Annotated in this window: 5 protein-coding genes; all 5 read left to right on the top strand. The window is 56.2% G+C overall.

Annotated features, from left to right (window positions below; all coding sequences use genetic code 11):
* Positions 1-1,040 precede the first annotated feature (1,040 nt).
* Positions 1,041-2,648, top strand: coding sequence for a dipeptide ABC transporter periplasmic-binding protein DppA (dppA, locus tag F8562_RS21935; protein ID WP_004855324.1), 1,608 nt, complete (start codon positions 1,041-1,043; stop codon positions 2,646-2,648).
* Positions 2,649-2,755: 107 nt separating this feature from the next.
* Positions 2,756-3,775 (top strand): dipeptide ABC transporter permease DppB, encoded by a 1,020-nt coding sequence (gene dppB / locus F8562_RS21930; RefSeq protein ID WP_014227188.1) that lies wholly within the window; start codon positions 2,756-2,758, stop codon positions 3,773-3,775.
* Between the two features lie 9 nt (positions 3,776-3,784).
* Entirely contained in the window at positions 3,785-4,687 is a 903-nt protein-coding gene (gene dppC / locus F8562_RS21925; RefSeq protein WP_014227187.1) for a dipeptide ABC transporter permease DppC, read from the top strand.
* Between the two features lie 10 nt (positions 4,688-4,697).
* The gene (dppD, locus tag F8562_RS21920) at positions 4,698-5,681 is read left to right on the top strand and encodes a dipeptide ABC transporter ATP-binding protein (protein ID WP_014227186.1); all 984 of its coding nucleotides are present in this window, start codon (positions 4,698-4,700) and stop codon (positions 5,679-5,681) included.
* Entirely contained in the window at positions 5,678-6,691 is a 1,014-nt protein-coding gene (gene dppF / locus F8562_RS21915; RefSeq protein ID WP_014227185.1) for a dipeptide ABC transporter ATP-binding subunit DppF, read from the top strand. Before dppD ends, dppF begins: the two co-directional genes overlap by 4 nt.
* Positions 6,692-7,120: the final 429 nt, after the last annotated feature.

Here is a 7,120-nt window from a genome sequence, read left to right as displayed (position 1 = left end):
GCACACCGCTCCCGGGGGCGGCGCAAAGCGCCTTGCCCGGGCTACGGGTTCAGCGTTGTCTACGGGCCGGTAGCCCGGACAGATGCGCCAGCATCGCCTCCGGGAAATGCTGCCGTACTGCACACCGCTCCCGGGGGCGGCGCAAAGCGTCTTGCCCGGGCTACGGGTTCAGCGTTGTCTGCGGGCCGGTAGCCCGGACAGATGCGCCAGCATCGCCTCCGGGAAATGCTGCCGTACTGCACACCGCTCCCGGGGGCGGCGCAAAGCGCCTTGCCCGGGCTACGGGTTCAGCGTTGTCTGCGGGCCGTGTAGCCCGGACAGATGCGCCAGCATCGCCTCCGGGAAAATACGCTGCTTGCTAAGAGTGTAAGAAAACGCCTCCACCCTCATTTCCTGGCGCCAATTCCCTATTTTGTGACATCTTCCATTGTATTTTTTTATATATACTCCGATCTTTTTTCGCGAAGCTTATGGATAACTTCAGCATTTTCCGCTGTGCGTTTTAACGTTCACGCTATTTATCGCTCACATATTGGTCACATCGCAAGAAATTTTTACCATTTACCATAATTGCTTATCACTGGCTGCTGGAAAATATTAAGGTGTTTATTCTGTCTATTGGCCGCTAGCATAAATTTCTCTGCTGGAAATAGCGCTTTGCACTTTTTTTAATCTTTGCCCGCCAATTCTCACACCGGATGTAAAACCAGGTTGGCTGTATTGACGTTTCCCCATTCTGTTGACAGATTGTAGGGCATGAGGGGCATTTCATGGAGAATCCGTACTGCAACTCAGTCGTTTTTGTGAAAGGAATCCCCATCTCTCTCAACGCTTTCGGGCACCACCGACCGGACCGGGTATATTCTAAATAGTTCGAGCTGCGGGAAGGCGGCAAGCGTGAGAATCTCCGGGAGCATAGATGACTATGTGACCGGGGTTATCGAGCGCAGCCAACGCATCCGTAGTTCGCAATATGACGAATAAAAATAAATAAAGGTCTGGCGGATATATGCAAACAACATCACATTTGGAGCAGAATAATGAGTATTTCCTTGAAGAAATCAGGGATGCTGAAGCTTGGTCTGAGCCTGGTTGCCATGACCGTCGCAGCAAGCGTACAAGCGAAGACCCTGGTTTATTGTTCAGAAGGTTCGCCGGAAGGCTTTAACCCGCAGCTCTTCACCTCTGGTACCACCTATGACGCCAGCTCAGTGCCGATTTATAACCGCCTGGTGGAATTTAAAACCGGCACCACGGAAGTCATTCCGGGCCTGGCTGAAAAATGGGAAGTTAGCGAAGACGGGAAAACCTATACCTTCCATCTGCGTAAAGACGTGAAGTGGCAGGATAATAAAGATTTTAAACCGACCCGCACGCTGAACGCCGATGACGTTGTCTTCTCCTTCGACAGACAAAAAAATACCAATAACCCGTACCATAAAGTGTCTGGCGGCAGCTATGAATACTTTGAAGGGATGGGATTACCTGACCTGATTAGCGAAGTGAAGAAAGTGGACGATAACACCGTCCAGTTCGTGCTGACCCGTCCGGAATCGCCGTTCCTTGCCGATCTCGCCATGGACTTCGCCTCTATTCTGTCAAAAGAGTATGCCGACAACATGCTGAAAGCCGGTACGCCGGAGAAAGTGGACCTCAACCCAATCGGTACCGGCCCGTTCCAGCTGCTGCAGTACCAGAAAGACTCCCGCATTCTCTATAAAGCCTTCCCGGGCTACTGGGGCACCAAGCCGAAAATCGATCGCCTGGTCTTCTCCATTACCCCTGATGCTTCCGTGCGCTACGCTAAGCTGCAGAAAAACGAATGCCAGATTATGCCGTACCCGAACCCGGCAGATATCGCGCGCATGAAGGAAGACAAAAACATCACGCTGCTGGAACAGCCGGGCCTGAACGTCGGCTACCTCTCTTTCAACACCGAGAAGAAGCCGCTGGATGATGTCAAAGTTCGCCAGGCGCTGACCTACGCGGTAAACAAAGAAGCGATTATCAAAGCCGTTTACCAGGGCGCAGGCCAGGCCGCGAAGAACCTGATCCCGCCGACCATGTGGGGCTATAACGACGACGTTAAAGACTACACCTACGATCCAGAGAAAGCGAAAGCGCTGCTGAAAGAAGCAGGCCTGGAAAAAGGCTTCACCATCGACCTGTGGGCGATGCCGGTACAGCGTCCGTATAACCCGAACGCGCGCCGTATGGCTGAGATGATTCAGGCTGACTGGGCGAAAGTCGGCGTCCAGGCCAAGATCGTGACCTACGAGTGGGGTGAATACCTCAAGCGCGCGAAAGCGGGCGAGCATCAGACCGTCATGATGGGCTGGACCGGCGACAACGGGGATCCGGATAACTTCTTCGCCACCCTGTTCAGCTGCGCGGCGGCAAAAGACGGTTCTAACTACTCCCGCTGGTGCTACAAGCCGTTTGAAGACCTGATTCAGCCGGCTCGCGCCACCGATGACCACAACAAACGCATTGAGCTGTATAAGCAGGCTCAGGTCGTGATGCACGATCAGGCTCCGGCGCTGATCGTCGCCCACTCCACCGTCTATGAGCCGGTGCGTAAAGAGGTCAAAGGCTACGTGGTCGATCCATTAGGTAAACACCACTTCGATAACGTCTCTATCGAATAATAACAGCGTGTTTCCCCTCTCCCCGCCTTGGGGAGAGGGAATTGACATTTGTGAGCAATACAGACGTCCTGTCACCAGGCGGGCCGTCTCCAGAGAGAATCCGGGTTATGTTGCAGTTCATTCTCCGACGTTTGGGACTTGTCATCCCAACATTTATCGGTATTACCCTTCTCACTTTTGCCTTCGTTCATATGATCCCCGGCGACCCGGTGATGATTATGGCGGGCGAACGTGGTATTTCCCCTGAACGTCACGCGCAGCTGCTGGCCGAAATGGGCCTCGATAAACCAATGTGGCAGCAGTACGTCAACTATATTTGGGGCGTGATGCACGGCGATTTGGGCATCTCGCTGAAAAGCCGTATTCCCGTTTGGCAAGAGTTTGTGCCGCGCTTTAAGGCCACGATGGAGCTGGGCGTCTGCGCGATGATTTTTGCCGTCATCGTCGGGATCCCGGTGGGCGTGCTGGCGGCGGTTAAACGCGGCTCTATCTTCGACCACACCTCCGTGGGCCTCGCGCTGACAGGCTACTCTATGCCTATCTTCTGGTGGGGCATGATGCTGATCATGCTGGTGTCGGTACAGCTTAACCTGACGCCGGTTTCCGGGCGCATCAGCGATACCGTCTTCCTTGACGATACCCTGCCGCTGACCGGATTTATGCTGATCGATACCGCGATTTGGGGCGAGCCGGGCGACTTTATTGATGCGGTAATGCATATGATCCTGCCCGCCGTGGTGCTGGGGACGATTCCCCTGGCGGTGATCGTGCGTATGACCCGTTCATCAATGCTGGAAGTGCTGGGCGAGGATTATATCCGTACCGCGCGCGCGAAAGGCCTGACGCGGATGCGGGTGATCATCGTTCATGCGTTGCGTAACGCGATGCTGCCGGTGGTCACGGTGATCGGTCTGCAGGTCGGTACACTGCTGGCGGGGGCCATCCTGACCGAAACCATCTTCTCCTGGCCGGGCCTTGGCCGCTGGCTGATTGACGCGCTGCAGCGCCGCGACTATCCGGTGGTGCAGGGCGGGGTGCTGCTGGTGGCGACGATGATTATTCTCGTCAACCTGCTGGTCGACCTGTTGTACGGCGTGGTGAACCCGCGTATCCGGCATAAGAAGTAAGGGGCCATCATGTCACAAATTACTGAAAATAAAGTTGTCGCCGCGCCGGTGCCAATGACCCCTCTGCAGGAGTTCTGGCACTATTTTAAACGCAACAAAGGCGCCGTCGTGGGGCTGGCCTATGTCGTGGTGATGATTATCATCGCCGTCTTCGCCAACTTCCTCGCGCCCTATAATCCGGCGGATCAGTTCCGCGATGCGCTGCTGGCTCCACCGTTCTGGCAGGAGGGGGGCAGCGTGAGCCACCTGCTCGGCACCGATGACGTCGGCCGCGATATCCTGTCGCGCCTGATGTACGGCGCGCGCCTGTCGCTGCTGGTAGGCTGTCTGGTGGTGGTACTGTCGCTGATCCTCGGCGTGGTGCTCGGCCTTGTCTCGGGCTACTTTGGCGGCGTGGTTGACTCGGTCATTATGCGCGTTGTCGATATTATGCTGGCGCTGCCGAGCCTGCTGCTGGCGCTGGTGCTGGTGGCCATCTTCGGTCCGTCGATCGTCAATGCCTCAATAGCGCTGACCTTTGTCGCCCTGCCGCACTACGTGCGTCTGACCCGCGCCGCGGTGCTGGTGGAGGTAAACCGCGACTACGTGACCGCTTCCCGCGTGGCGGGGGCAGGCGCGATGCGTCAGATGTTCATCAACATTCTTCCTAACTGCCTTGCGCCGCTGATTGTTCAGGCGTCGCTGGGCTTCTCTAACGCCATTCTCGATATGGCCGCTCTTGGCTTCCTTGGCATGGGTGCGCAGCCGCCGACACCGGAGTGGGGCACGATGCTCTCCGACGTGCTGCAGTTCGCGCAGAGCGCCTGGTGGGTCGTCACCTTTCCGGGTGTCGCTATCCTGCTGACGGTGCTGGCATTTAACCTGATGGGTGACGGTCTGCGTGACGCGCTCGATCCCAAACTGAAGCAGTAAGAGGTTCGAGATGGCGTTATTAAATGTAGATAAACTCTCGGTGCACTTCGGAGACGAAGGGACGCCGTTCCGCGCCGTAGATCGCGTAAGCTACAGCGTAAATCAGGGCGAAGTGGTCGGTATCGTCGGCGAGTCCGGCTCGGGTAAATCGGTCAGCTCGCTGGCGATTATGGGGCTGATTGACTATCCCGGCCGGGTGATGGCTGAAAAGCTGGAGTTTAACGGTCGCGACCTGAAGCGCATTTCCGAAAAAGAGCGCCGCCAGCTGGTGGGCGCGGAAGTGGCGATGATCTTCCAGGACCCGATGACCAGCCTGAATCCGTGCTATACCGTCGGTTACCAGATTATGGAAGCCATTAAGGTGCACCAGGGCGGCAACAAGAAAACCCGCGTGCAGCGGGCGATTGACCTGCTGACGCTGGTGGGGATCCCCGATCCGGCTTCGCGTCTTGACGTCTATCCGCACCAGCTTTCCGGCGGTATGAGCCAGCGCGTGATGATCGCGATGGCCATCGCCTGTCGGCCAAAGCTGCTGATTGCCGATGAGCCCACGACGGCGCTGGATGTGACCATCCAGGCGCAGATCATCGAGCTGCTGCTGGAGCTGCAGCAGAAAGAGAATATGGCGCTGATCCTGATTACCCACGATCTGGCGCTGGTGGCCGAAGCGGCGCACAAAATCATCGTCATGTACGCGGGGCAGGTGGTGGAAACCGGCGATGCGGAGGATATCTTCCGCGCGCCTCGCCACCCCTATACGCAGGCGCTGCTGCGCGCGCTGCCGGAGTTCGCTCAGGATAAAGCGCGTCTTGCCTCGCTGCCGGGCGTGGTGCCGGGCAAATACGACCGTCCGAGCGGCTGTCTGCTCAACCCGCGCTGCCCCTATGCGACCGACAAATGCCGCAGCGAAGAACCTGAGCTGAACCTGCTTAACGGCGGTCGCCAGTCGAAATGTCATTACCCACTTGATGATGCCGGGAGGCCTGGGCTATGAGTACGCATGAGGCCACCACGCAACAGCCTCTGTTGCTGGCCACCGATTTGAAAAAATACTATCCGGTGAAGAAGGGGCTCTTCACGCCGGAACGCCTGGTCAAGGCGCTGGACGGCGTCTCGTTTACCCTTGAACGCGGTAAAACGCTGGCGGTAGTGGGGGAGTCCGGCTGCGGTAAATCCACGCTCGGTCGTCTGCTGACGATGATTGAAATCCCCACCGGCGGCGAGCTCTATTACCAGGGACAGGACCTGCTTAAGCACGATCCGCAGGCGCAGAAGCTGCGCCGGCAGAAAATCCAGATTGTGTTCCAGAACCCCTACGGTTCGCTGAACCCGCGTAAAAAGGTGGGGCAGATTCTGGAAGAGCCGCTGCAGATCAACACCAGCTTGAGCAAAGAGCAGCGCCGGGAGAAGGCGCTGGCGATGATGGCCAAAGTGGGCCTGAAAACCGAGCACTACGACCGCTATCCGCATATGTTCTCCGGCGGCCAGCGTCAGCGTATCGCCATTGCCCGCGGTCTGATGCTTGACCCGGACGTGGTGATCGCCGACGAACCGGTTTCCGCGCTGGACGTTTCGGTGCGCGCGCAGGTGCTGAACCTGATGATGGATTTACAGCAGGATCTGGGGCTTTCTTACGTCTTTATCTCCCACGATCTGTCGGTTGTGGAGCATATCGCTGATGAAGTGATGGTGATGTATTTAGGCCGCTGCGTGGAGAAAGGGACGAAAGATCAAATCTTCAACAACCCGCAGCATCCGTACACGCAGGCGCTGCTGTCGGCAACGCCGCGTCTGAATCCGGATGACCGCCGCGAGCGCATCAAGCTCACCGGCGAGCTGCCGAGCCCGCTGAATCCACCGCCGGGCTGCGCGTTTAACGCCCGCTGCCGTCGCCGTTTCGGCCCGTGCACCCAGCTTCAGCCGCAGCTGAAGGACTACGGTGGCCAGCTGGTAGCCTGCTTTGCGGTCGACCAGGATCAGAACGGCGAGAAGCCCCTGAGCTGATTCAGGCAATCGATAATCAAAGCCGAAGCCTGTGCTTCGGCTTTTTTTTAACCATAACTCAGCACTGTTGGAACAACCGACAACGAACAATACCGGCATTTTACGCCACAACCATTGCTATCTCGGGAGTCCGGGATAACTACATGAATGTATTTTACTTTATCTTGATTGTTTCTTTAGCCGGAGCAAATTAACAGCAAAAGCGATGCATAAAACTGTTCCTTGTTGTTCGGTCAACGCTTTATATTCCTGGTTTTTAGCTAACATCCTGAGCTATTTATTTTGGACGGGAACACTATTTTATTATTTTAATTAAGCGCGGTAAGTGATTTCTAAACGCCTTAAAAAATATTAAAATGTATTCTCTTTAGCCTTCCCCTGGCGTGTATTACGCCATTTTTTAAAATTCAGACAGTATAAAAAACTACG

Source organism: Klebsiella sp. RCJ4, from assembly GCF_009025755.1.
In the GTDB taxonomy this organism is placed as follows: domain Bacteria; phylum Pseudomonadota; class Gammaproteobacteria; order Enterobacterales; family Enterobacteriaceae; genus Klebsiella; species Klebsiella michiganensis.
The sequence above is the reverse complement of the archived record's forward strand: the minus strand, read 5'-3'. Positions and strand labels throughout refer to the sequence as shown.